The organism is Flavobacterium terrigena (assembly GCF_900108955.1).
Classification (GTDB): Bacteria; Bacteroidota; Bacteroidia; order Flavobacteriales; family Flavobacteriaceae; genus Flavobacterium; species Flavobacterium terrigena.
The window spans coordinates 180,815-205,673 of sequence record NZ_FNYA01000001.1 but is presented as its reverse complement, the minus strand read 5'-3'; the positions used below and the strand labels follow the sequence as shown (position 1 = coordinate 205,673).

General features: G+C 31.4%; 23 protein-coding genes, 1 tRNA gene and 1 pseudogene. 16 read left to right on the top strand and 9 right to left on the bottom strand.

Features of this window, described 5'->3' with window-relative positions; all coding sequences use genetic code 11:
* Positions 1–60: 60 nt before the first annotated feature.
* From BMX42_RS01040 to BMX42_RS01030, 3 genes are all read left to right on the top strand, one after another.
* Complete coding sequence (locus tag BMX42_RS01040; protein WP_091307085.1) at positions 61–2,064, top strand: endonuclease; 2,004 nt, start codon at positions 61–63, stop codon at positions 2,062–2,064.
* 65 nt (positions 2,065–2,129) lie between these two features.
* The gene (locus BMX42_RS01035; protein WP_091307080.1) at positions 2,130–3,065 is read left to right on the top strand and encodes a malate dehydrogenase; all 936 of its coding nucleotides are present in this window, start codon (positions 2,130–2,132) and stop codon (positions 3,063–3,065) included.
* A gap of 99 nt (positions 3,066–3,164) precedes the next feature.
* The gene (locus tag BMX42_RS01030) at positions 3,165–3,842 is read left to right on the top strand and encodes a carboxypeptidase-like regulatory domain-containing protein (protein ID WP_091307076.1); all 678 of its coding nucleotides are present in this window, start codon (positions 3,165–3,167) and stop codon (positions 3,840–3,842) included.
* Between the two features lies 1 nt (position 3,843).
* On the opposite strand, the gene BMX42_RS01025 is transcribed toward BMX42_RS01030, so the two are convergent.
* From BMX42_RS01025 to BMX42_RS01000, 6 genes are all read right to left on the bottom strand, one after another.
* Complete coding sequence (locus BMX42_RS01025) at positions 3,844–4,569, bottom strand: sulfite exporter TauE/SafE family protein (protein ID WP_091307074.1); 726 nt, start codon at positions 4,567–4,569, stop codon at positions 3,844–3,846.
* Between the two features lie 27 nt (positions 4,570–4,596).
* Positions 4,597–5,544: an NAD(P)H-dependent flavin oxidoreductase gene (locus BMX42_RS01020; protein ID WP_091307070.1), complete on the bottom strand. Its 948-nt coding sequence runs from the start codon at positions 5,542–5,544 to the stop codon at positions 4,597–4,599.
* A gap of 99 nt (positions 5,545–5,643) precedes the next feature.
* Complete coding sequence (locus tag BMX42_RS01015; RefSeq protein ID WP_091307067.1) at positions 5,644–6,237, bottom strand: hypothetical protein; 594 nt, start codon at positions 6,235–6,237, stop codon at positions 5,644–5,646.
* A gap of 136 nt (positions 6,238–6,373) precedes the next feature.
* A complete protein-coding gene (dnaK, locus tag BMX42_RS01010; RefSeq protein WP_091307064.1) occupies positions 6,374–8,254 on the bottom strand; it encodes a molecular chaperone DnaK in 1,881 nt (626 codons plus the stop codon).
* A 148-nt stretch (positions 8,255–8,402) separates the two neighbouring features.
* Positions 8,403–8,798, bottom strand: coding sequence for a ribosomal maturation YjgA family protein (locus BMX42_RS01005; RefSeq protein WP_091307061.1), 396 nt, complete (start codon positions 8,796–8,798; stop codon positions 8,403–8,405).
* Positions 8,798–9,685, bottom strand: a complete 888-nt coding sequence (locus tag BMX42_RS01000; protein ID WP_091307058.1) for an EamA family transporter — start codon at positions 9,683–9,685, stop codon at positions 8,798–8,800. The genes BMX42_RS01005 and BMX42_RS01000 overlap by 1 nt, the downstream gene beginning before the upstream one ends.
* Before the next feature lie 122 nt (positions 9,686–9,807).
* Here BMX42_RS01000 and BMX42_RS00995 point away from each other — a divergent pair, with 122 nt between their 5' ends.
* On the top strand, positions 9,808–11,106 hold the full coding sequence (locus BMX42_RS00995; RefSeq protein WP_091307057.1) for a DEAD/DEAH box helicase: 1,299 nt from the start codon (positions 9,808–9,810) through the stop codon (positions 11,104–11,106).
* A gap of 198 nt (positions 11,107–11,304) precedes the next feature.
* The gene (locus BMX42_RS00990; protein ID WP_177169094.1) at positions 11,305–12,723 is read left to right on the top strand and encodes an L-serine ammonia-lyase; all 1,419 of its coding nucleotides are present in this window, start codon (positions 11,305–11,307) and stop codon (positions 12,721–12,723) included.
* 39 nt (positions 12,724–12,762) lie between these two features.
* Here the strand turns inward: BMX42_RS00990 and BMX42_RS00985 are convergent, their stop codons facing one another.
* On the bottom strand, positions 12,763–13,803 hold the full coding sequence (locus BMX42_RS00985; protein WP_091307050.1) for a DUF389 domain-containing protein: 1,041 nt from the start codon (positions 13,801–13,803) through the stop codon (positions 12,763–12,765).
* Between the two features lie 28 nt (positions 13,804–13,831).
* A complete protein-coding gene (locus BMX42_RS00980) occupies positions 13,832–14,293 on the bottom strand; it encodes a nuclear transport factor 2 family protein (protein WP_091307047.1) in 462 nt (153 codons plus the stop codon).
* A 138-nt stretch (positions 14,294–14,431) separates the two neighbouring features.
* Between BMX42_RS00980 and panB the strand changes: the two genes are divergently transcribed.
* The 11 genes from panB (at position 14,432) to BMX42_RS00930 (ending at position 24,556) form a co-directional block, all read left to right on the top strand.
* A complete protein-coding gene (panB, locus tag BMX42_RS00975; RefSeq protein ID WP_091307044.1) occupies positions 14,432–15,250 on the top strand; it encodes a 3-methyl-2-oxobutanoate hydroxymethyltransferase in 819 nt (272 codons plus the stop codon).
* Between the two features lie 139 nt (positions 15,251–15,389).
* Entirely contained in the window at positions 15,390–16,079 is a 690-nt protein-coding gene (locus tag BMX42_RS00970) for an RluA family pseudouridine synthase (protein ID WP_091307041.1), read from the top strand.
* A 47-nt stretch (positions 16,080–16,126) separates the two neighbouring features.
* On the top strand, positions 16,127–16,624 hold the full coding sequence (gene tpx / locus BMX42_RS00965; protein WP_091307037.1) for a thiol peroxidase: 498 nt from the start codon (positions 16,127–16,129) through the stop codon (positions 16,622–16,624).
* A gap of 4 nt (positions 16,625–16,628) precedes the next feature.
* On the top strand, positions 16,629–17,003 hold the full coding sequence (locus tag BMX42_RS00960; RefSeq protein ID WP_091307033.1) for a diacylglycerol kinase family protein: 375 nt from the start codon (positions 16,629–16,631) through the stop codon (positions 17,001–17,003).
* Between the two features lie 6 nt (positions 17,004–17,009).
* Positions 17,010–19,493, top strand: coding sequence for a DNA translocase FtsK (locus tag BMX42_RS00955; RefSeq protein WP_091307025.1), 2,484 nt, complete (start codon positions 17,010–17,012; stop codon positions 19,491–19,493).
* A gap of 15 nt (positions 19,494–19,508) precedes the next feature.
* Entirely contained in the window at positions 19,509–20,171 is a 663-nt protein-coding gene (locus BMX42_RS00950; RefSeq protein WP_091307022.1) for an outer membrane lipoprotein periplasmic chaperone LolA1, read from the top strand.
* A 53-nt stretch (positions 20,172–20,224) separates the two neighbouring features.
* Complete coding sequence (locus BMX42_RS00945) at positions 20,225–21,712, top strand: LptF/LptG family permease (RefSeq protein ID WP_091307019.1); 1,488 nt, start codon at positions 20,225–20,227, stop codon at positions 21,710–21,712.
* A complete protein-coding gene (ribB, locus tag BMX42_RS00940) occupies positions 21,702–22,832 on the top strand; it encodes a 3,4-dihydroxy-2-butanone-4-phosphate synthase (RefSeq protein WP_091307016.1) in 1,131 nt (376 codons plus the stop codon). Before BMX42_RS00945 ends, ribB begins: the two co-directional genes overlap by 11 nt.
* Before the next feature lie 136 nt (positions 22,833–22,968).
* A tRNA-Ser gene (locus BMX42_RS00935) sits at positions 22,969–23,056 on the top strand.
* Between the two features lie 249 nt (positions 23,057–23,305).
* Positions 23,306–23,584, top strand: a complete 279-nt coding sequence (locus tag BMX42_RS14650; protein WP_317040010.1) for an Arm DNA-binding domain-containing protein — start codon at positions 23,306–23,308, stop codon at positions 23,582–23,584.
* 42 nt (positions 23,585–23,626) lie between these two features.
* The gene (locus BMX42_RS00930; RefSeq protein WP_317040009.1) at positions 23,627–24,556 is read left to right on the top strand and encodes a site-specific integrase; all 930 of its coding nucleotides are present in this window, start codon (positions 23,627–23,629) and stop codon (positions 24,554–24,556) included.
* Positions 24,557–24,746: 190 nt separating this feature from the next.
* On the opposite strand, the pseudogene BMX42_RS14450 reads toward BMX42_RS00930, so the two are convergent.
* Positions 24,747–24,842, bottom strand: a pseudogene (locus BMX42_RS14450) (glycosyltransferase family 2 protein); the annotation flags it as partial.
* Positions 24,843–24,859: the final 17 nt, after the last annotated feature.

Genomic DNA, 24,859 nt, shown 5'->3' with positions numbered 1-24,859 from the left:
AACCATAAGAAATTAATATAATAATGACTAATTTTGTTAATCACCCCAAAATAAAAAGTGATGAGAATAAAATTACCTCTTATATTATTTCTGCTAACATCTTGGTTTTCATACTCACAAGTCGTAATTAATGAAATAGATCCAGATACACCTTCTACTGATACAAAAGAAATTGTGGAATTACATTCTGCAACAGCAAATTTTTCTTTGAATGGTTACGTGTTGGTTTTTTATAATGCTACAAGTACTGCGCCATATAGTGGTACATTAAGTTATTATGCAATTGATTTAGACGGTTATTCAACTGATGTCAATGGTAATTTTTTAGTTGGAAGTGTTTTACTTTCTCCTACACCAGTCATATCAATGCCTGATTCTATGTTACAAAATGGCCCAGATGTAATAGCGTTATACCTTGCAAATGGCTCTGATTTTCCAATAGGTACACCAGCAACAGCAACAGCAATGATTGATGCTATTGCATATTCAGCTAATGGGACAACACAGCCAACAGCACTAATGACAGCTTTAGGTTTAACGGTTTGTGTTAACGAAAATTCGACTTCAAATGCTGCAAATCACTCTATTCAAAGAAAATTGGATGGTACTTATGAAGTAAAAGTTCCAACACCAGGAATGAATAATGATGGAAGTGGAATTGTATTAAATTATATGACTACAACTTTTAATGCACCAAGTTATACAGAAGGTCAACCTGTTAATATTACTTTTACAACTACAACACCAGTTACTTCAAATACAACTTTTGCAATTTCTTTAGATAATGGGAATTTTAATAGTTCAGATTTTACGTTCGATACGAATAATTCTGTTACAATTAATTCTGGTTCATCTACAGCTACCAAAACAATTAATCTTATTGATGATACTTTAGAGGAAGGTGATGAAGAATTTGTGCTTTATATTTCGTCTTTACCTGTTGATGTCGTTTCAAGTAATAATTCTATTGTTAGAAGAGTTGCTGATACCGATTTTCAAGTTGCTAATTTTGGAACTCCTTTAGCACCAACATACGGACAAGTTTCAAGTACAGCTCCAGCTGGATATTATGCTTCTTTAGAAGGATTATCTGGTGCAGCTTTGAAACAAGCCTTGCAAGATATTATTGCGAATCCTTCAGTAGTACATCTACATAGTTATGCAGATATGTGGGATATTATTAGAATTGCTGATACCAATCCATTAAATAGTGGTCAAATTTGGGATATGTATTTAGAAATTCCAATGTCGAAAATTGACCAGCAAAACACAAGTAGTATTGTTGGAAAATGGAACAGAGAACATATTTTTTGTCAATCGAGAGGTGGTTTTGATGTGGCTTTAGGAGATTATGCAGACGGAATCAATATTTGGAATAGTACAAGTGCAGCTTCAACTGTGGATGGTGTTTCTGATGCACATCATATTAGAGCTGAAAACGGACAAGAAAATTCTTCAAGAAATAATAAAAATTACGGAACAGTAAATACTGCAACAGTTTATGCAGGACCAGTAGGAACGCAAGGCTCTTGGCGCGGTGATGTGGCAAGAGCGTGTTTTTACATGGCCGTTCGTTTCAATGGTTTGAATGTTGTAAATGGAGATCCGAGTGAGAATAACGGAGCGAATCCTTCTGGAAATATTGGAGATTTAGCAACATTTTTAGCTTGGAATGTTTCCGATCCAAAGGATGATTTTGAAATGAATAGAAATAACTATGTTCAAACGTGGCAACACAATAGAAATCCATTTATAGATTATCCTTTGCTAGCCGATTATATTTTCGGAGCTCAATATGGTCAGCCTTGGTTTGCAGCTTTAGCTTCAGCATCTTTTGATGCTTCGGAAGTAAAAGTTTTTCCAAATCCAGCAGCAGAACATATTTTTATTTCAGGTTTAAGAGGAACTTCTAAAGTAGAAATCTTCTCGGTTTCTGGCGCAAAAGTGTTCGAAAAAAACATTAATGAAGACCAAATGATTCCGATAGATTTCGAAACTGGAATGTATTTTGTGAAAATTAGTAACGACGATAAACAAATTGTAAAAAAAATAATCGTGAAATAACGTAAAATTGTTTCATTATCAATATTTTTGTAAAAAATAACAACATCAATATTTAATTTATTAAAATGAAAGTAACAATAGTAGGAGCAGGAAATGTAGGTGCATCATGTGCTGACGTAATTTCATACAGAGGAATTGCAAGTGAAGTAGTATTATTAGACATTAAAGAAGGATTTGCTGAAGGAAAAGCAATGGACATTATGCAATGTGCTACAACTACAGGTTTTAACACACAGGTTTCTGGAGTAACTAATGATTATTCTAAAACAGCTAATTCTGATGTAGTAGTTATTACTTCTGGAATTCCAAGAAAACCAGGTATGACTCGTGAAGAGTTAATTGGTATCAATGCAGGAATTGTAAAATCAGTAGCAGAAAACATCTTAAAATTTTCTCCTAATACAATTATTGTTGTAGTTTCTAATCCTATGGATACTATGACATATTTAACTTTAAAAGCTACAGGTTTACCAAAAAACAGAATTATTGGTATGGGTGGAGCTTTAGATAGTTCTCGTTTCAAATATTATTTATCAAAAGCATTAAACAAACCAGCAAACGACGTTCAAGGTATGGTTATTGGTGGTCACGGTGATACAACTATGATTCCATTAACGCGTTTAGCTTCTTATAATGGTGCGCCAGTTGCAAACTATTTATCTCAAGAAGAATTAGAAAAAGTAGCTGCTGATACTATGGTTGGTGGTGCTACTTTAACAGGTTTATTGGGTACTTCAGCTTGGTATGCGCCAGGAGCTTCTGTGGCGTATTTAGTAGATTCTATCTTAAACAATCAAAACAAAATGATTGCTTGTTCAGTTTTATTAGAAGGTGAATACGGACAATCTGATATTTGTTTAGGTGTTCCATGTATTATAGGTAAAAACGGAATTGAAGAAATCGTTGACGTAAAATTAAACGATGCTGAAAAAGCAACTTTCGCTAAATCTGCAGATGCAGTTAGAGCAATGAATGGAGATTTAAAAGCGGTTTTAGCTTAATCACTTTTCAATATAAATATAAAGCCTACAGGATCTTTCTTGTAGGCTTTTTTTATTGCTTAATTTGTGGAATTCTACGGAAATAATTACATTTATAAAATGAAGCAAAAAATTCAAATTTCTATTCCAGAACCTTGTCATGAAGGCTGGCAAAATATGACGCCTGTTGATAAGGGTCGATTTTGTGTCTCTTGTCAGAAAACGGTTTTAGATTTCACCTATTTATCGGATAACGAAATCATTAAATTGGTTTCTAAAAATGATAATTTATGTGGAAGAATTAACACTTCTCAACTCAATAGAAATTTAATTGAGACCAAAAGATCATCTAATTATTTTGGATATTTTGCGACTTCTGTTTTAGCGTTTTTAGGATTAGGAACTTCAACTATTGTAGCACAAGAAAAGCCTGTTACAGAACAAGCGGACTTAAAATATTTGAATAAAGCTACGGATTCAGATAAAAGGATTACAGTTACTGGTATTGTTACTTGTAATGATGGAGCAATTTTACCTGGAGCGACTATTATTATTAAAAATACTTCATCCGGAGTTCAAACGAATGAAAAATCTGAATATTCAATAAAAGCAAGTCTAGGAGATGTTTTAGAGTTTAGTTATTTAGGCTATGAAACTATGGAAGTAGAAGTTGGCTCAAATAAAGTTGACGTTCAAATGAATAGTTCTAATTCAGGTACAATTGGTGTAATGATTATAATAAAAAAACGCACTTTCTTTGGAAGAACATTCAACAAAATTGGTAATTGGTTTAGATAATTTAAAATAAAAATTTTCCTAAAGTCACACAACCTGTCAGAAGAATTAAGGCCAAAACAGTTGATTTAAATTGTTCTTCAGAAAGTTTTTCTAGAATTTTTTTTCCAATAAATGTTCCGATTATACTCACAACAAGTAAAATTGGAATTAAGTACAAATCGTCTTTATGTACAAATCCGTTATAAGTATAAACAACACTTCTGCTTAAGTCAATTCCTAAATCAATAACTGCAGATGTAGCAATAAATACAGAAGTTTTTAAATTAAAAGCTGCCATTGTAATTCCTCTTATTGCGCCTCCAGTTCCTAATAAACCCGCAATAAATCCAGAAAGTATACCACCAAATATAGAATTGGTTTGAGTTGGTTGAATTTTAATAGATTTAAAAATCAATAAAATTAAACTTATCAAAATCAGGAAAATAGCTAATAGAATTTCTAGAGTTTTTGATGGAAAATAGTTACTTAATAATGCACCAATTATTACGAAAATAACTGAAGAAATTCCCATATTAATTATTAGTTTTTTATCAAAACCTTCTCTAAAAAAATAAATTTTGGAAATATTACTGGATAAATGATATAAAGCAGTTACACCCAAGACAGAATGAAAATCAAGAAAATATCCTGCAATTGGTACAAATAACATAGAAGAACCAAATCCTCCAACTGTTCCAATTATTTCAGCAAAAAGTGCTAAAAGAATAAAATAAATTAAAAATTCCATTCAATAAAGATAACTTAATTATCAGAATTAAATCATTTTCTTCACAATTTCTGCAAGTGGTAAAATCGCGTGTGTGTCTTCAATACTTGGTCCGGCCACCCAAACGGTTTTATAAGTAACTTCTGTAGCTGCTTTTTCTGTTGCTTTCATTCCAATATAAAAACGAATCATTTTTACCCATTTTTTCAAACTTTTATTTTTGTTTAAAAGTTGTTCTAACCATGTAGTTTTTGTTCCTACTTTTTGAACATAAGGTGTATTGATAACTGTACATGGTGTTCCTGAGATACGTTCTGTCATTACAATGTCTTTTGCACCATAATCAACACAAGCCTGTTTGTATTCTTGAGAAACGCCAGCTTCAATTGAAGCAATAAATGGGCTTCCAACAGAAACACCAATCGCACCATAAGAAAGCATTTTATCAATATCCGATTTTTTACTCACACCACCAGCTGAAATTACGGGTAGAGTAGTGCCTTCGTTTAATTGTTTGGTCAATTCTTCTGGACTTAATTCTCCTCTGTGTCCGCCGGCTAAATTGTTTACAGCAATTAAGGCATCAGCACCTAAGCTTTCTACTTTTTTTGCGAAATTTAAATCGGTTACATCACAAAAAACTTTAATTCCTACTTTATGCGCTTCATTAATAGTTTCTTCTGGAGAGCCTAAAGAAGTGATTATGAAATCGACTTTTTCTTCACATAAAATTCGTAGTTGTTCTTTATACTTTACATTCGATTTGTTTACAATTAAATTGAATCCGAAACTACCGCCTTCTACTTTTGCATTTTTAAGTTCAATAATAGCACTTCGTAATTCTTCTAAAGTTCTATAGTTTAATGCCGGAATACAGCCTGCAACACCACTTTTCATACCTTCAATTACCATTTTAGTATTCGACACCAAAAACATGGGTGCGATAATAATTGGGTGTTTTATATTTAGTATTTCGGTTAATTTTAATTTTTGCATGATTGTAAAGTTTTTTCAAATATAGTAAAAAATATTATGCACGCATATAAAAAAAGAGCCTCACATAATGAAACTCTTTTTAAATATTATAATGTAGAATTATTTCTTTGGATCGTAACGGCGAGTAGTAGCGTTAAATTTATATTTATTAGTTTGTGTTTTAGTTGATAAAAGCACTTCAAAATCTTTAGTTAATGTGAATTCAAAACCTTCTCTACGAGTTTTTTCAACCGTTTCGGTAGCTTCTGATTTTCCTAATTTTTTAATTTCTTTTATGTTGCTAACCGTTTGAATATTTCCTAAAATCTTAATTTTTGTTGCTGATAAATCCCAAATTTCATTTGAAGTAATTAAAGCATTTTCTTTTTTAAGTTTAGTATCTGTAATAATATTCTCCGTATAACTGAAGTGATATAATTTCACACCTGCAACTGTAAATGATTTGATTTTAAAATTTGTTGGTTGTTGTGCTTTGTCTTTTGTAGTGATGTCTTTTAAAATGATATTTTCTTTTTTTCCAGCGTTGTCAATTACAATAGCTAATTTTTGTTTACCACCTTCGGTAATAATTTCTGCTTTTAAATTTTCAAAGGTTGCTAAAGCTCCAGTAGCAGCTTTAGGTGTTGTTTTTGCTTTTTGAGCAAAATTTATGGTAGTAGTTAATAAAAATAAGGTAAGCAATACGTTTTTCATTGTGTTGAATTTTAAGTTTTTGGTCAACCAATGTACAAATTATTTTCAATAAAAAAACCGTGCTAAAAATTTTAACACGGTTTCTTACTATTTAATTTATTTTTTTACTCGTAAATCTTACTTCGTAAATCGTAAATTATTTTACTTCTTCGAATTCAACATCTTGAGTAGTATCACCTGAAGCTTGTGGTTCTGATTGCGCAGCTCCTTGAGCATCTCCAGTGTTATACATTTCAGCTGATGCATTTGTCCAAGCTGTATTGATTTTCTCTAAAGCAGGCGTAATTGCAGCAACATCTTTTGCTTCGTAAGCCATTTTTAATTCAATTAAAGCTAAGTTAATTGCTGTTTTATTATCTTCAGATAATTTCTCACCAAATTCACCTAATTGTTTTTCCGTTTGGAAAATCATAGAATCTGCTTCGTTTACTTTATCTGCAGTTTCTTTAGCGATTTTATCCGCTTCAGCATTTAATTCTGCATCTTTTTTCATTCTTTCGATTTCTTCAGCTGTTAAACCAGAAGAAGCTTCGATACGAATATCGTGAGATTTTCCAGTTCCTTTGTCAGTTGCAGAAACTTTAATGATACCATTCGCATCAATATCGAAAGTTACTTCAATTTGAGGAATTCCTCTAGCTGCTGGTGGAATACCATCTAAATGGAAACGACCAATAGTTTTGTTATCTGCTGCCATTGTTCTTTCACCTTGAATAACGTGAATTTCAACACTTGGTTGGTTATCTGCTGCAGTTGAGAAAACTTGAGATTTTTTTGTTGGGATAGTTGTGTTAGACTCGATTAATTTAGTCATAACATTACCCATAGTTTCGATACCTAATGATAAAGGTGTAACGTCTAATAACAATACATCTTTTACATCACCAGTTAAAACTCCACCTTGAATAGCTGCACCGATTGCTACAACTTCATCAGGATTAACTCCTTTTGATGGTTTTTTACCGAAGAATTTTTCAACTTGCTCTTGGATAACTGGGATACGAGTAGAACCTCCAACTAAAATTACTTCATCAATATCAGAAACTGATAAACCAGCATCTTTTAAAGCTTTAGCAACTGGCTCCATTGAACGCTTGATTAAAGAATCAGCTAATTGTTCAAATTTAGCACGAGTTAAAGTTTGTACTAAGTGCTTTGGTCCTGAAGCCGTAGCAGTTACATATGGTAAGTTAATTTCTGTTTGAGCAGAAGCAGATAATTCAATCTTAGCTTTTTCAGCAGCTTCTTTTAAACGTTGTAAAGCAGTTGGGTCTTTTCTTAAATCTAAACCTTCAGCAGCATTAAAGTCGTTTGCTAACCAGTCAATAATAACTTGGTCAAAATCATCACCACCTAAGTGTGTATCTCCGTTAGTAGATAATACTTCAAAAACACCATCACCTAATTCTAAGATAGAGATATCAAAAGTACCACCACCTAAATCGAATACTGCGATTTTTTGATCAGTACCTTGTTTGTCTAATCCATAAGCTAATGCCGCAGCAGTTGGCTCATTGATAATTCTCATAACTTTTAAACCAGCAATTTCACCAGCTTCTTTTGTAGCTTGACGTTGAGCATCGTTAAAATATGCAGGAACAGTAATAACTGCTTCTGAAACTGAATGACCTAAATAGTCTTCAGCAGTTTTTTTCATTTTTTGCAAAGTCATTGCAGATAATTCTTGTGGAGTATATAAACGTCCATCAATATCAACACGTGGTGTGTCGTTATCACCTTTAACTACTTTGTAAGCAACAGTAGAAGCTTCTTTAGAACTTTCCGAGTACTTGTTACCCATAAATCTCTTGATTGAAGCAATAGTTTTAGTTGGGTTAGTTACAGCTTGTCTTTTTGCAGCGTCTCCAATTTTAATTTCTCCACCTTCTACAAATGCAATTACAGATGGCGTTGTTCTCTTTCCTTCTGCATTAGCAATTACAACTGGTTCTCCACCTTCCATTACAGAAACACAAGAATTGGTTGTACCTAAATCGATTCCAATAATCTTACTCATTTTATTTAATTTTAAATTTTATTCGGTTTATTTTTTAAACTCTTTTTGGATAAGTCAAGTTTTGTGCCAAGTTAAAATATGATTAGAAATTGGCAGTAATTCCATTTTTGGCATATTTTTATCTGACAATGTGTCATTTTGTTTTAAGCTAACTCATTGGTTTTCTGTCAGAAAGTGTTTTCTTGTCGTAACGGTTAAAGAAGATAATCGTTAAGAATGCAATAGTGTAAATAATTAAATCTTCAAATGAAAAGGTGTTTCCCGCCACAATTCTTAAAATTCTATTTTTTTCTAAATTGAAATACGGCAAAACTTGAAAGTACTGAATGATTTCAACTGTAAAAGCAAATAATAAAACGCCTAAAGCAATTTTGTTCTTATCTGCATTTATAAAACTCATTAAAAAGTAATAGACTAAGAAAATCACTAAATAATCTCCAAAATATGGTCGGATGAAATTGTCTTTAATATATATGGCGATAATCACTTCGATAATGAATATCGAAAGGAATATCAGGAAATATTTTAAATTGAATTTAAACATTAGGTATTCGAATTAAATAGAACCTTTTTATTGAACACAATAATCGAAATTCCAATCAAACTATAAGCAATCAATTGCGAAAACTGAATATCTTCTTTAAAGTAGAAGAGTGCTAAAAAGAAATTTATCAGTGGATTCGTGTACATTAATATTCCAACTGCCGAAGAATTCATTCCTTTTAATGCGAATAAATTCAAGAATAGCGGAATGATGGTAAACAAAACCACAATTAATCCCATCATTGTATAAAACAAACTTTCGGTTGGAATTGCTGCGCTAAACTTCGGATAAAATGGCAATAAAACCAAACTCGCAATCACCAATTGAATCGTTAAAACTAAGAATTTATCAAACTCATTATTTCGTCGTTGACTAATTAAATACAAGGCAAAAGTGGTCGCAATTACAAAGCTATAAATCAATTCAGTGGCGTGTCCGTAAGATAAAATCGCACAACTAATGACACAAATCGCAACCGCTAACCATTGCCAATTGTCTAGTTTTTCTTTTAGTATGATAAATGCTAAAACCGTTGTGATAATCGGGCAAATTAAATAGGCTAATGATGCCGACTGCAAACTCACGTGGTTAACGGCATACATAAATAAGAACCAATTGAAAACTAATAAAAATCCGCCAGCAATAGTTAGTAATATGGTGCTTTGTTTTTTCTTTTTGGAGAATGATTGAAATAATTCTAAACTCTTTTTCAGTAAATTGATTCGGAAAGCGAAATTAATAACCAATAAAACCGTAGTCGAAAAAAACACACGATAAAATAAAATATCTAACGAAGGATAATCGTGTAAGGGTTTCAAAGCCAAACTAAAAAATCCCCAAATTATAAAAGCCAATAAGGCTGACGCATAATATTTGTTAAACTTCATTCGATTTTTTTTGCAAAGATAAAGATTAATGTGGCAATAATTAGAAGTGTCATAGTGCCAAAATTCTGTTAATAATTTACATCAAACAAAAATAAACTATCTTTGTAGCTCAAAATACAAATATGACATTTCAAGATTTAAATTTACATAGAAATATACTTCAGGTTTTAGAAGAAGAAAAATATACTAATCCAACACCCATCCAAGAACAAGCGATTCCGATTATTTTAGAAGAACATGATTTAGTAGGTTGCGCACAAACTGGAACTGGAAAAACTGGTGCATTCGCCATTCCAATTTTAAATTATTTACATCCAATTGTTGGTTCAAAAAACAAAAGAAAAGTAATTAGAACTTTAGTTTTAGCGCCAACACGTGAATTAGCACACCAAATTCAAGATAGTTTTGCGACTTACGGAAAATACATGAATACCAAATCGATGGTGATTTATGGTGGTGTAAGTCAGGTTCCGCAAGTACAACAACTAAAAGATGGTGTTGATATTTTAATTGCTACTCCAGGTCGTTTTTTAGATTTGAACAAGCAAGGGTTTTTGGACATGGATCATTTACATCATTTAGTTATTGATGAAGCGGATCAAATGTTAGACATGGGATTTATTAATGATGTAAAGAAAATCATCAAAATACTTCCAGATAATCGTCAGACTTTATTGTTCTCTGCAACGATGCCTGTAGCGATTAGAGAATTGGCCGATCAATTTTTGAAAAAACCAAAATATGTTGCTGTAGCTCCAGTTTCGAGTACAGCAGAAAGAGTGAACCAAAAAGCATATATGGTTCAAAAAGAAGACAAAAGAAAATTATTGATTCATTTAATTGAAGAAGAAAATATAAATAATGTGTTGGTTTTCGTGAGAACGAAACACAGTGCGGATAATGTGGTTAAAGCTTTAAAAGCGAAAAATATTTCAGCTGAAGCGATTCACGGAAATAAATCTCAAAACAACAGAATTAAAGTTTTAGATGGATTTAAAAGTCAAGAAATTTCAGTTTTAGTTGCGACAGATATTGCAGCTCGTGGAATTGATATCGATTTATTGCCTTATGTGATCAATTTCGATTTACCAAATATTCCAGAAACGTATGTTCACCGAATTGGAAGAACGGGAAGAGCTGGAAATGAAGGTTTGGCGATTTCTTTTTGTAGTAAAGATGAATTACCATTTTGGAAAGATATTGAAAAGCTAACGCGTCAGCAAATTAAGGTGGTAAAAGACAATCCGTATCCATACAGAGAATTCACAGAAGACGAATTAAAAAATAAAGAAACAGATACTCGTGGTAAGAAAAACCCAGTAAAACAAAAACAAAATCACGCACCAAAAGCAGCTAAAACAGATACTTCAAATTCAAGGAAATCTGATGGTGCTAAAAAGAATAAAAAGCGTTGGTATTAGATTTTAAAGGCATAAGAGCCAAGTAAAAAGGCAAAAGATAAAAGCTAAAAGGAATAAGTTCAGTTTTGAATTTGTTCCTTTTTTTATACAATTTTTATCCTATAACAAATCAACTTTAATTAGTTTCAAAAATTTTCACTTCCAACTTCCAACTTACAAATTCATACACTATCTTTGCTACTATAACGATTTAATATTATGGAGTGTATTTCAGTTTTTGACATGTTAAAAATAGGCGTTGGCCCTTCAAGTTCTCACACTTTAGGACCATGGCGTGCTGCGGAAAAGTTTTTAGCAGAATTACGTGATCAAAATATAATCAATAATGTGCATCGCGTAAAAGTCGATTTGTATGGTTCGTTGTCGTTGACAGGAAAAGGTCATGCTACAGATTTGGCAGTAATGTTAGGTTTAAGTGGTGCCGATCCAGAATATGTACCAATTGACGCGATTGATTCTATTATTGAAGACATTAAAACGAATAGCGAATTGTTATTAGATAATGAATTCAAAATTCATTTCAATATCGTTTCAGATATCTTTTTCAATAAGAATTTTTTACCATTTCACGCTAATGGATTAATCTTTACTGCGTTTACAAACGACTCAGAATATAGTTCAACTTTTTATTCAATTGGTGGTGGTTTTGTTGTTAAGGAAGAAGAAGATAACGGTGCTAAATCAGAAATAAAATGTGCTTTTCCTTTCCCAATTGATAAAGGTGTGGAGCTATTAGCATTTTGTCATTCCGAAAATAAAAAAGTTTCTGAAATCGTTTATGAAAATGAAAAATCAATGCGTTCCGAAGAAGTAATTCACTCCGAATTAATGCGAATTTGGAACACGATGTTAGAATGTATGTACATCGGCGCTCATACCGAAGGAACTTTACCTGGCGGATTAAATGTGCACAGAAGAGCGTATGATATGCACACGAATTTAATCGGAATTGCCAATTATAATTCTCCTCAAGAATGGTTGCATTGTATTCGTCAAACCGAAGTTAAATTCCGACAAATATTAAAATGGGTTTCTTGTTTTGCCTTGGCTGTTAATGAAGTAAATGCTTCTTTAGGTCGAGTAGTAACAGCGCCAACAAACGGGAGTGCTGGGGTAATTCCAGCCGTTTTAATGTATTATTTATGTATTGAAAATCATGATGCTGGGGAAAAAGAAATCAAGCAATTTTTAATGGTGGCTGGAGAAATTGGAAGTATCTTCAAAAAAGGTGCAACAATTTCAGCTGCAATGGGCGGTTGTCAAGCAGAAATTGGTGTGTCATCAGCAATGGCTGCTGCTGCATTATGCGAATTAATGGGCGGAACACCGGATCAAGTTTTAGTCGCTGCAGAAATCGCCATGGAACATCATTTAGGTATGACATGTGATCCAATTGGTGGTTTAGTGCAAGTTCCTTGTATTGAGCGTAATACAATGGGAGCAATCAAAGCCATCAATGCTGCCGAATTAGCTTTAGAAACAGATGCCAAAAATACATTAGTTCCTTTAGATAAAGTTGTTGCCACAATGTGGGAAACTGCAAAAGATATGAATTCAAAATACAAAGAAACTTCTGAAGGCGGTTTAGCTGTTGGAGTTGGTTTAGCGGATTGTTAAATTTTGAGAAACAGGTTTAGATGATTTCTAAAATTTATTTTACTTAGTTTTCTTCAACTCCATAATTTCCAATTGTAGTTTCTTAATTTCCTTACCTAAATCCAGATTTTCTTCAATGGATTGATGAATGGTTACATCTATATTTTTGATATTATTTCGAACAAAAAATGCATTGATGTTTTGCTCAATTTTGGCATCAAATGTTGGTGTTGAAATATCCAATTCAATGGTTTTTAATTTGGAATTGATGTCGTAATTTATAACATGATATTTAGCTTCAATTTGATTATTGATAATATATTCCACCTTTGATTGAAACATATTTTGAACCGCTAAAACATAAGCAAAATATACTGCTGGAACTAAGGCTAAAATTCCTAAAATAAAAAACCAACCATTTACATGTTTAATATTTTGAGCAGAATGACGTTCGAATTTTAGATATTTGGTCATCAATAAAGTTCCAAATCCAATAAATAACGAGTTGATACTATACGTATATAATCCACCTAAAAAATATTCTAAATTTAATGTCGCTAATCCAAAACCTGCTGTGCATAATGGAGGAATACAAGAAGTTGCGACTGCCACAGCAATAATTACTTGTGTGCCACTTTCTCTAGAAATCGCTAGCATTGCTGCCAAACCACCAATAAATGCTAATAAAACATCAAAAAATGTGGGTTTAGAAAAACTAATTAATTCTTCTGTTTCTATGGAATATGGATTAATTAAGTAATACAATGTCGAAAAAAACACACTAACTAAAACAATTCGCAACGCATTTTTTAAACTAGTTTTAAATAAATCGGAATTTGATATACCTAAAGAAAAGCCAATCCCAAAAATTGGACCCATTACTGGTGATAAAATCATCGCGCCAATTACCGCACTTTTAGAATTGATATTTAATCCAATGCATGCAATAAATATAGCAAAAGCTAGCAACCACAAGTTTTTACCTTTGAATTCAATGCCTTCTTTGATTTCTAAAAAAGTTTTATTTTCTTCTTCTTGTGTCGATTTTAAATCGAATAATTGTCGAATAAAACGTTTGATTATAGCTGGTTTTTGATGCATTCCTTTTAGTTATGAAATAATAAAATTTCTATTTCTTTCTTCTGGTATCAATAATGTGAACAATTTTCCAGACGTTATTTTCTAAAAGCAAAGTAAAGGAATTAGTTCCAATATGACTTAGTTTATCATTGACATAAAATTCATAAGGTGTCCAAACTTGCGCCATTGAACCATCAATTTGAATTTTGTAACTCAAAAGTCTTTCTTCAATTTTTAAGTTTTTCGGTAAAGTAGCAATCGATTTGTAAAATTCTTCATTTGTTTCAAAAGACAAGGTTCCAATTGCATTTTTTTCCATAATCGATTGTAGTTTCATTTCTTTATGACAAACCGTTTGAATTTTCAAAGTATCTGCCGTTTGTAAACCATCAAAAAATACAGAAATCGATTGTTTGATTTGCTTCCCCTGTTCACTATCGTTCGGGGTCTTTTCTTGTGCAGAAATCGAAACGCTAAAACCAAAAAATAGGATAATAAATAATTGTCTCATAATATTGAATTTTATTATTGGTATTAAATGTAGAAAAATTGTTACAATCCATATCTTTATATTAATTTTGTAACATTAATTTTCAGAATAGTTGTTAGGTGCAAAAACTTTCAACTTCTGACTTCTAACTTAAAAAGAATGTCTGTAGCAAAAAAAGATTATAAAAAAATTACTACGAAATCGTTAATTGATATGAAAGCTAATGGTGAAAAAATTTCTATGCTAACGGCATACGATTTCACTATGGCAAAAATTGTTGATACTGCTGGTATTGATGTGATTTTAGTTGGTGATTCAGCTAGTAATGTTATGGCGGGTCACGAAACAACTTTACCAATCACATTAGACCAAATGATTTATCATGCAAGTAGTGTGGTAAGAGCGGTTGACAGAGCTTTAGTTGTGGTAGATTTGCCTTTTGGAAGTTACCAATCGGATTCTAAAGAAGCGTTACGTTCTTCTATCAGAATTATGAAAGAAAGTGGTGGGCATGCAGTAAAATTAGAAGGTGGAAGAGAAATTGAATCTTCAATCAAAAAAATATTAAACGCTGGAATTCCTGTAATGGGACATTTGGGTTTAACACCTCAATCGATATATAAATTCGGAACATACACGGTTCGAGCAAAAGAAGAGGAAGAAGCGGAACAATTATTAGAAGACGCTAAAATGCTTGAAAGAATTGGTTGTTTTGCTTTAGTTTTAGAGAAAATACCAGCGAAATTAGCACAAAAAGTGGCGGAAAGTATTTCTATTCCTGTAATTGGAATCGGAGCAGGTGGTGGAGTTGACGGTCAGGTTTTGGTTTTACACGATATGATTGGTATGACACACGAATTCAGTCCAAGATTTTTGCGTCGTTATATGAACTTATTTGAAGATATGACTAAAGCAATCGGACAATATGCTGCTGACGTGAAATCGAAAGATTTTCCAAATGCGAATGAGCAGTACTAAATAAAGTTGTCATTTCGACGAAGGAGAAATCTCATAATCTAAACATAATGTGATTTCTCCTTCATCGAAATTACAAAAAACAATTTAGAATTTTAGAAAGTCTAAAAATCTAAGAAATCAAACAATCTAATAATCTAAGATGAAAATAGTTTCAGATTCAAAAAATCTTCAAATTCTACATGAGGACAATCATATAATTGTAGTGAATAAGCGAGTTGGAGATATTGTACAAGGCGATAAAACAGGTGATGAGCCTTTATCTGAAATTGTAAAATCGTACCTAAAAGTAGCTTACGACAAACCAGGTGAAGTCTTTTTAGGAGTCGTACATCGTTTAGATCGTCCAACAACTGGAATTGTGGTTTTTGCTAAAACTTCAAAGGCTTTAACGCGTTTAAATGAGACTTTTAAAAACAGAGAAACTCAGAAAACATATTGGGCAATCGTAAAAAATGCACCACCAAAAACGGAGGATACTTTGGTTCATTTCTTAAAAAGGAATACAAAAAATAATACTTCAAAAGCACATTTAAAAGAAGTTCCAGAATCTAAAGAAGCAAAATTGACTTATAAAACCATTAAAAAGTTAGATAATTATTATGCTTTAGAAATCGATTTACATACCGGTCGTCATCATCAAATTAGAGCGCAACTTACCGCAATTGGTTGTCCAATTAAAGGTGATTTGAAATATGGTTTTGATAGAAGTAATCCAAATGGAGGAATTCATTTACACGCTAGAAAGCTAGTTTTAACACATCCTGTAACCAAAGATCCGTTAGAAATTATTGCGCCAGTTCCAGAAGATGTTTTGTGGAAATTAGTGTAATAAAACTAAAATAATTTTTGTATTTTTGGAACTTAAAATTTAAAACCATGTCAACAGTAACTTTAGGAGGAAATCCTGTACATACAAATGCAACTTTACCAGCAGTTGGTTCAGTAGCACCACAATTTCAATTAGTAGCAAACGATTTATCAGATGTTACTTTACAAGACTATAAAGGTCAACGTGTTATCTTAAATATTTTCCCAAGTATTGATACAGCAACTTGTGCCACTTCAGTAAGAACTTTTAATAAAATGGCTAACGATTTAGAAAACACTAAAGTATTGTGTATTTCTAGAGATTTACCATTTGCTCAAAAACGTTTTTGTGGTTCAGAAGGATTAGAAAATGTTGTAAACTTATCAGATTTTAGAGATGGAAGTTTCGGAAATGATTACGGCCTAACATTGACAGATTCTGCTTTAAAAGGTTTACACGCAAGAGCAATTGTTGTAGTTGACGAAAATGGAGTAGTTTCTCATACAGAATTAGTAAGCGAAATTGCTAACGAACCAAATTACGAAGCAGCTTTAAAAGCATTATAATTTTATGATTCAAGACAAAAGATTTGTTTCTGGAAGAATTAAAAGTATTGGCTTTGCTGTCAAAGGCGCTTATAAATTAGTGACAACAGAGCATAGCATAATGGTGCAATTTTCATTAATGATTTTAATGATAATAGCCGGTTTTTATTTTCATATTTCTAGAGAAGAATGGATGTTACAAATTTTAGCATTCGGATTGGTCTTGGCTATTGAAGGATTAAACACGGCTGTAGAAAAAATTGCCGATTTTATTCATCCAGAATTTCATAACAGAATAGGTTTTATTAAAGATATTGCTGCTGGTGCAGTTTTGTTTGCAGCTTTCAGCGCAATTGCTGTTGGTGCCTTAATTTATGTCCCAAAAATATTCAATTTTTAAAATTTAATGGCTAAAAAAGAAGTTTCAAATACAACTGAAAATAAATTAAGTAATTCAATTTTCAAAACATCACGTGGACAAAAATTCATTGTTGGTGTTTTGTTCGTTATAATTGCAGTAATTTTATTGTTGTCCTTTATATCATATTATATTTCAGGAAACAACGATCAAAGTCAAATTTCAGAATTAGCTAACAGAGATGTTATAGTTGAAAATTGGTTAGGAAAAATTGGTGCTTGGTTGTCTGATGTTTTTTTACATCAAGGATTTGGAGTAGCTTCTTTCTTATTTGTCAAAATATTCTTTTTAATTGGAGCGTATCTTATTGTTGATTTACCTCTAAAAAAACTAAGAAAATCTACCTTTTGGGATTTATATTTAATTGTTACGATTTCAATTTTATTCGGACTATTATGGGATTTTATCCCACATTTATCTGGAATTATTGGTTTTGAAATTAACGATTTAATTCAAGATTATTCAGGTAAAATTGGTTCGATATTATTGTTGGTTTTTGCAACAATTGTTTTCCTGATTTTTAAAATAAAAGTTTCTCCAGATAAGGTAAAAGACTTTTTAGAAGCTAAAGCAGCTCCTCTAGCTGTGGATTCGGAAGATGAAAATACAGTTGAAGTGGAATCGCCAATTCAAGCTAATATTGATGATGTTGTGGAACCAATAATTCCAACTTCAACTATCAAAAAACCAATCATTCAAGAAGATGAAGACACGGAATGGACAAACATGCAAGTCATTAATCGCCCTGAAAATTCTTCATTTGAAATTGACAAATCATCCTTAAAACCAACAATTGAACATCCTTCTGAAATTCAATTAGAAACTCAACCAAAACCTGTTATGGAAGAAGTAATTCCTAAACAACCTGAACTTATTCAAACAGAAGACGCTTCTTTCGTAATTGAAAAACCGGAAGAAGAAGATATTGTTGAAGAAAGTTTAGCACAAAGATTAGTGCAAGATTTTGGTGAATTTGATCCAACTTTGGAATTGTCTAACTTTAAAATGCCTTCAATTGAATTATTGAAAGATTATACAGGTGTTGGAATTACCATCAATCAAGCAGAGTTAGAAGAAAATAAAAACAAAATTGTAGATACATTAAAAAACTACAAAATTGAAATCGCACAAATTAAAGCTACAGTTGGACCAACCGTAACTTTATACGAAATTGTGCCAGAAGCAGGAATTAGAATTTCTAAAATTAAAAGTTTAGAAGACGATATTGCATTGTCTTTATCCGCTTTAGGAATTCGTATTATTGCGCCAATTCCAGGAAAAGGAACAATTGGTATTGAGGTTCCAAACGCAAACCCATCAATGGTTTCTATGAAAAGTGCGATTGCTTCGCCAAAATTCCAACAAGCAGAAATGGAATTGCCAATCGCTTTAGGGAAAACTATTTCTAACGAAACTTTAGTTGTCGATTTAGCGAAAATGCCTCACTTATTGATGGCAGGAGCAACTGGGCAAGGAAAATCTGTTGGATTAAATGCGGTTTTAACTTCGTTATTATACAAAAAACACCCAGCCGAAGTAAAATTCGTTTTGGTGGATCCGAAAAAAGTTGAATTAACGCTTTTCAATAAAATTGAACGTCATTATTTAGCAAAACTTCCAGATACGGAAGAAGCAATTATAACGGATAATGCGAAAGTAATTAATACACTAAATTCTTTATGTTTAGAAATGGATAATCGTTATTCATTACTAAAAGATGCGATGGTTCGTAACATTAAAGAGTATAATGATAAATTTAAACAAAGAAAATTAAATCCAGAAAACGGTCACCGCTTTTTACCTTATATTGTATTAGTCGTGGATGAGTTTGCCGATTTAATTATGACAGCAGGGAAAGAAGTAGAAATGCCAATTGCGCGTTTGGCTCAGCTTGCTCGTGCTATCGGAATTCACTTAATTATTGCCACGCAACGTCCGTCTGTAAACGTAATTACAGGTATGATTAAAGCGAATTTCCCAGCGAGAATTGCTTTTAGAGTAACTTCTAAAATTGACTCAAGAACGATTTTAGATTCTGGTGGTGCCGATCAGTTAATTGGTCGTGGAGATTTATTGTTTTCAAACGGAAACGATTTAATTCGTGTACAGTGTGCTTTTGTTGATACTCCTGAAGTAGAAAGAATTTGTGATTTCATTGGTTCTCAGAAAGCTTATGCGAACGCCTACCTGCTTCCAGATTATGTTGGAGAAGAAAGTGGCATAAAACTTGATATGGATATATCTGAAAGAGATTCTTTATTCAGAGATGCTGCAGAAGTTGTAGTTTCAGCACAACAAGGTTCAGCATCATTAATCCAAAGAAAATTGAAATTAGGATATAACAGAGCAGGAAGAATTATTGATCAATTAGAAGCAGCTGGAATTGTTGGGCCTTTTGAAGGAAGCAAAGCCAGACAAGTTCTAATTACTGATTTAACTTCTCTAGAAACATTTTTTAACAACGAACAATAGATAATTTATATATAGATGAAAAATTTATTTACAATAACAGCAGTTGCTTTTTTTTTAGTAGCATTTAACACGGTTGATGTTAACCCTGTTAAAGAAAAAAATGCTGCAAAAGTTTTATTAGATAAAGTAGTTGCAAAAGCAAAATCATACAAAAATATGGATATTGATTTCAAATATGCAATCAATAATGCTAAGGAAAATATCAATCAAGAAAGTAAAGGAACGGTACTTTTACAAGGGAATAAATACCATTTAAGTTTCATGGGAATTACTAAAATTTTCGATGGGAAAAAAATATATACAATTGTTCCAGAAGATGAAGAAGTAACTATTTCTAATCATGATGAAAATGATGCTAATGCGATGTCACCAAATAAAATATTTACATTCTTTAAAAAAGGATTTAAATATTCTATGGATATCAAACAACCAGTTGCTGGAAAAACTATTCAATATGTAAAGTTAACACCTTCAAGTGTTGTTGATAAAAGAAAAGAAATTTTAATTGGGATTGATACCAAAACCAACCACATCTATAATTTAATTGAAGTTGGGAAAAACGGTACTAAAACCACCTTAACAGTATCTTCGTTTAAATTTAACCAAGTTTTAGCAAAAAATCAGTTTACCTTTGTGAAGGCAAAATATCCAAATTATTACATTAATAAAGCCGATTAATTTTAAACTTCATTATTCATAGCAAATTGATATTGCTATAAAACTTGCATTAAATGAAAATAATAGATAAATATTTATTAAAATCTTTCCTGATTACATTTACTACGGTATTTGTAATCCTTTTTTTTATATTCGTTTTGCAAAGTATTTGGCTGTTTATCGCCGAATTAGCTGGTAAGGATTTAGATTTTGTTACTATTTTTAAATTTATATTTTACTATTCACCAATAATGGTTCCACTGGTTTTACCATTATCTATTTTGTTGGCATCCATTATGACTTTTGGTAGTTTTGCAGAAAACTATGAATTTGCTGCCATGAAATCTGGCGGAATTTCTTTAAGAAGAGCAATGAAGTTCTTAATAATTTGTACAGTTGTATTTAGTGCTATTGCCTTTTTGTTTGCCAATAATATTATTCCTGAAGCACAATACCGATTTGTTAATTTAAGAAAAAATATTCTTCAAACTAAACCAGCCATGGCAATAGGAGAAGGGCAATTTAATAAAATTGGGGCAACAACAACTATTAAAGTAGATAAGAAATCTGGAGATAATGGCGAGTTTTTAGAAGGCATTACGATGCATATGAAAAAAGGTGAGTTTTCGCCAATTACAACCGTTATTAAAGCTAAAAGAGGGGTTTTAAAAAGTGATGAAACTACTAATTTATTACAACTTGATTTAATTGATGGAAATTACTACGAAGACATCTATTCTCAAAAAATGGAAGAACGTGAGAAATTACCATTTGCAAAAAGTAGTTTTAAAAAATATACTATAAATATTGATTTAGCCAAGCTTAATGGTGCTTCAGAAGAAGGAGGAGAAATTATTAATGCTTATAATATGTTAAATATGAGTGAATTAAAATACACAATTGATTCGCTACAATTAAATTATAATAAAGATGTAATTTCATATAGTGAAAACTTAGATAAAACTTCTCAAAGTTTAACCAACGTTTTAGAACATACAGGTGAAAATAATCTTGTTGTACCTATTAAAACGGAACAATCTAATGACTTACTAAAAATTATTCCTAACGAAAAAAAATCAATAATATTTGATGTTGCAAAAAGTAATATTTCAAATACTATTTTTACTCTTGATGGTTATAGTACCGATTTAGAAATGAAAAAAAATAATATTAATGATTATTGGATCGGTTATTATGATAAAATATTAGTAGCCTATTCATGCTTATTAATGTTTTTTATAGGTGCGCCTTTAGGTGCTATTATCAGAAAAGGTGGACTAGGATTACCAATTGTTTTTGCAGTTTTAATTTTTATTATTTTTAATTTTGCGAATACTTTTGGAAAAAAATTAGCTGGTCAAGACGCACTACATCCATTTATTGGTGTAGCTGCGGGTGCTTTAATATTAACACCATTTGCAATTTTGGTTACTTATAGAGCTACAAATGATATGGGATTAACAATTGATTTAGATTGGTTAATTAATCCAATAAAAAATATTTTCAATAAACTTACAAACGACAAACTTCAAAGTACTAACACACAAACTAATGAGCAATAAAATACAACTCAACACAATTGAAGAAGCTATAGAAGATATTCGTCAAGGCAAAATGATTATTGTGGTTGATGATGAAGATAGAGAAAATGAAGGTGATTTTTTAGCTGCAGCTGATAAAGTAACGCCAGAAATGATAAACTTTATGGCAACACACGGTAAAGGATTAATTTGTGTGCCATTAACGGAATCGAGGTGTAAAGAATTAGAATTACATTCAATGGTTACGAATAATACCGATAACATGGAAACAGCTTTTACCGTTTCTGTAGATTTAAAAGGTAATGGAGTAACTACCGGAATTTCTGCTGCAGACAGATCAAAAACGATTGAAGCATTAGTTAATCCAGATACAAAACCATATGAATTAGGTCGTCCTGGGCATATTTTTCCTTTAATAGCACGTCAAGGTGGTGTTTTAAGAAGAACAGGGCATACAGAAGCTGCAATTGATTTTGCACGTTTAGCTGGATTTTCATCAGCTGGTGTTATTTGCGAAATTATGAATGATGACGGAACAATGGCACGTTTACCTGAACTAGTAGATGTAGCTAAGAAATTTGATTTAAAACTTGTTTCAATTGAAGATTTGGTAGCATACAGAATGCAACACGATAGTTTAATTAAGAAAAAAGAAGATTTCGAGATTAAAACGCGTTTTGGAAACTACAGATTAAGAGCGTATTTACAAGTTACCAATAAACAAGTTCATATTGCATTAACAAAAGGTAGCTGGAGTAAAGGAGAAGCAATTTTAACAAGAATTAATTCTACCCAAGTTACTAACGATATTCTTGGAAGCTTAACAGATACTTTAAATAAAAAATTAGAAGATATTTTTAAGAAATTTGAAGAATATGATAAATGTGCTATTTTATTTATTAATCAAGAATTACAATCTGTAGAATTACTAGATAGATTAGCTGAATTAAAAAGAATGCAAGAAACAGGTGATTATACCACACCAAAAATTAAAATTGACACAAAAGATTTTGGTATTGGAGCTCAAATTTTGCATGATATTGATATTACTAAAATTAAACTACTAACAAATTCATGGCAAAATAAACGTGTTGGTATGATTGGTTATGGTTTAGAAATAACAGAATATTTAGATTATTAAAAAAAAAGTTTTCACAATAAATATTGACAATCAGATATTTAAAAAAAACTTACAAAAAAAGTGTAGCTTTTGTTTTTTTAATTGAAAAAAGCTTTTATATTTGCACTCGCAATACGGAAGTAGTGCGAGTCTTACTGGAGAAATGGCAGAGCGGTCGAATGCGGCAGTCTTGAAAACTGTTGACTGTAACAGGTCCGGGGGTTCGAATCCCTCTTTCTCCGCCAGTAAAATCTCAAATTGAGTCAGAACCCTTTAAAATGTATGTTTTAAAGGGTTTTTTGTTTTTACTACCCTCATAACAAACCAACTTTTATTATAAAAGAAGGTGCACAATTAGGTGCACCAAGAAATTAATAAAAATAGGTGCACCTTTTTTCCGCTCAAGTACTGAAAATACTACTTGTACAATTAATAAACATCTTGTTTCAAATTGACCTTTTCACTAATTTAATAATTAATTAAAGGTCACCGTTATGAATGCTAAAATCAAAACACTTTTCTATTTAAGAAAGTCAAAAGTCAACGCACAAGGCAAAATGCCAATATTTCAAAGAATAACCGTAAACGGGAAACGATTTGATACTAGTACCGGTTATTATATTGAAGAAAGAAAATGGCATGCAGATTCTTCCAAAATTAAAGGAAGTACTAACGAAACTTATTTAATAAATAATCAACTTGATAAATTAAGAACTTCAGTTTTTGAAACTGAAAAAAGACTATTTCTAAATAATCAAGAAGTTACATTTTAAAATTTTAAAAATGAACATATTGGGTTAGTTGAAAAAGCAAGAATGCTCGTTCCTATCTTCCAGTACCACAATAATAAAATTAAAGAACTTGTCGGACAAGAATATGCAGCTGGAACATTAGAACGATATGAAACATCCTTAAAGCACACAAAAGAATTTTTAAATTGGAAATATAATATTTCCGATATCAATATTGAAAAGATTGATTATTCATTTATTACGGAGTACGAATTCTATTTACGTAGTGTTCGTAAATGTGCGAACAATACAGCTGTAAAATATATTAAGAACTTCCATAAAATAATAAATATCTGTTTGGCCAATGGATGGCTAACAAAAGACCCATTTGCAAACTATAAATCCAAAGTTAAAGAAGTAGTCAGAGAATTTCTAAATGAAATTGATATTCAAAATTTAATGAACAAAGAATTTGTTTCAGATCGATTGGAATTAGTCCGTGATATATTTGTTTTCAGTTGTTTTACAGGTTTAGCTTATATCGATGTAAAACAACTTACCAGAAATAATATAAGCTTGGGTATCGATGGAGATAAATGGATATTTAAAAATCGTCAAAAGACAGAAACCATTTCTAAAATACCATTATTACCAACAGCTGAATTTATTATAGATAAATATGCTGATTATCCTGTTTGTTTAAATGAAAATAGATTACTACCAATTTTATCTAATCAAAAGATGAATGCCTATTTGAAAGAAATTGCAACTGTTTGCGGAATCAATAAGGAATTAACATTCCACATAGCCAGACATACATTTGCAACCACTGTAACGCTTTCAAATGGAGTTCCTTTAGAAACAGTTAGTAAAATGTTGGGACACACCAATTTAAAAACAACTCAGCATTATGCCAAAATATTAGATAAGAAAATTAGTGATGATATGAAAACATTAAAAAATAAATTCTCATTATCTAAAAATTCAGATAAAATACTTCTATCTTCTAAATAATTAAAATATAAATATTTATTTTAATCAGCGGATCTTAACTACAGATATGAAAAAAATCGCAAGCCAAGCACCAGTAATAGAAAATAAAATTTTCCACATTGGGAAATCAATGAAACTAATATTGATTCCGGGAGTTAAATTTTGTTTATTAATTTATATTGTTGAACCCATCTTCAATAATAACAACTTAATAATTGTCTGTATAGGTTTGTCTTGACAAACTTTCTAGCAACCCATCAATTTCGTCTGGTCTGTTAAAAATAGGAATAATTAAAGAAAAATGCATAGTATTATTTTATAAAA